The following is a 1,470-nucleotide window of genomic DNA, read 5'->3' as shown; positions in this document are numbered from 1 at the left end:
CACATCATCTGAACTACTTGACCTGGTACATCCAGATCTGGATGTTGGCCAGCTCGCCGGTCTCGCCCCACTTGTACTGGCGGGCGACGCCGGTGCCGTTGTAGTTACGGACGTAGTCGACCAGCTCGGCGCGGGTGACCTTGCCGGCATCGATTCCCTTGAGCAGGATCGTGGTCAGGTCGTAGCCCTCGACGGAGTAGACGCCGGGCGCCTGGCCGTTGAGCGCCTTGTAATCGGCGGAGAACTTCTCCGGCGCGGGGCTGCACGGGCACGACAGCAGCGCGTCCTTGGACGAGGAACCGGCCTGCCGGACGAACTCGGGATCGTTGGTGCCGTCGGCGGAAACGAAGGCCGCGGTCACGCCACCGGAACGCAGCTGCTGCACGAACGGTGCCGCCTCGGCGTAGTAACCGGCGTAGAAGATGGCGTCGGGCTTGGCCGCGGACAGCTTCGAGACCGCTGCCGAGAAGTCCTTGTCACCTTCCTTGACGCTCGTCCCGCAGGAGGCGTCGGCCGCGGGACCCGCGGCGGTGATGAAGGCCTTCGCCAGGCCGGCACCGTAGTCGGTGTTGTCCTGCACGACACAGATCTTCTTGAAGCCCTTCTCACCGGTCAGGTAGTTGGCCACGGCCGGACCCTGCGAGTCGTCGTTGCCGAGGCCGCGGAAGAAGGTCTTCCAGCCGTTCTGGGTGAGCGTGGGGTTGGTGGCCGACGCCGTCAGCGTGGGCATGCCCGCCTCGCTGAGGATCTGGCCGGTCGCCTTGGTCTCACCCGAGAAGGTCGGGCCGACCAGGGCCACGATGTTCGGATCGGCGACGATCGTCGGAACCACCTGGCTGGCGATCTGCGGCTTGCCCTCGGTGTCGAACTGCTTCACCGAGACCTGACAGTCCGGATTGGCCTTGTTGTGCTGGTCGAGCGCCAGCTTCACGCCCATGATGATGTTGATGCCGAGGGCGGCATTGCCGCCGGTCAGCGGGCCCGCCATGCCGAGGGTCAGGGGCGCGCACTTGGCCTTGCCGTCGCCTGCGGGGTCCGCGGCCGCACCGGCGTCGGTCGTCGCGACGGCCTTACCCTGGGTATCGAGCTGAACAACCGACTGGATGGAGAGATCGGTGTTGCCGCCACCGCCGCCATCCGACGACTTGTCACTGCATCCGGACAACACCAACGACGCGGCAGCTCCGATTACCAGAACTCCCCGCGTCGACCGACTGCGCCATGTCGAACTGAGCACGTCTCACCTCTATGTCCTGTGCTCCCCGGGTTCACCGAGGGGGCCGACCACGTTCAGCCCGCAGAGAACATATCGCCGCTTTGTTAGATCCGCATCACATTCGCATCATGTCGGAGGTCGGTTGTCCAGCAATAGTTCACATTATTGTTTCGCTTACGTAAACATTTTCTGCTTTCGGCCCACGCGGCGGTAAGAGCCGAACCGCGTCACTGCGGGGTGAGGTTCTCCAGCAC

The 1,470-nt window shown here is 64.8% G+C and carries 1 protein-coding gene; it reads right to left on the bottom strand.

The genetic code is table 11. The annotated features are described in order from the left end of the window. Positions 1–13: 13 nt before the first annotated feature. The gene (locus tag ACFWF3_RS35760; RefSeq protein WP_379318575.1) at positions 14–1,171 is read right to left on the bottom strand and encodes a branched-chain amino acid ABC transporter substrate-binding protein; all 1,158 of its coding nucleotides are present in this window, start codon (positions 1,169–1,171) and stop codon (positions 14–16) included. Between the last annotated feature and the right edge of the window lie 299 nt (positions 1,172–1,470).

Origin of the sequence: Nocardia sp. NPDC060220 (genome assembly GCF_042727815.1) — a bacterium.
GTDB lineage: Bacteria > Actinomycetota > Actinomycetes > Mycobacteriales > Mycobacteriaceae > Nocardia.
Note: the sequence above shows the minus strand (reverse complement) of the source record. Positions and strands in the feature narration are given on the sequence as shown.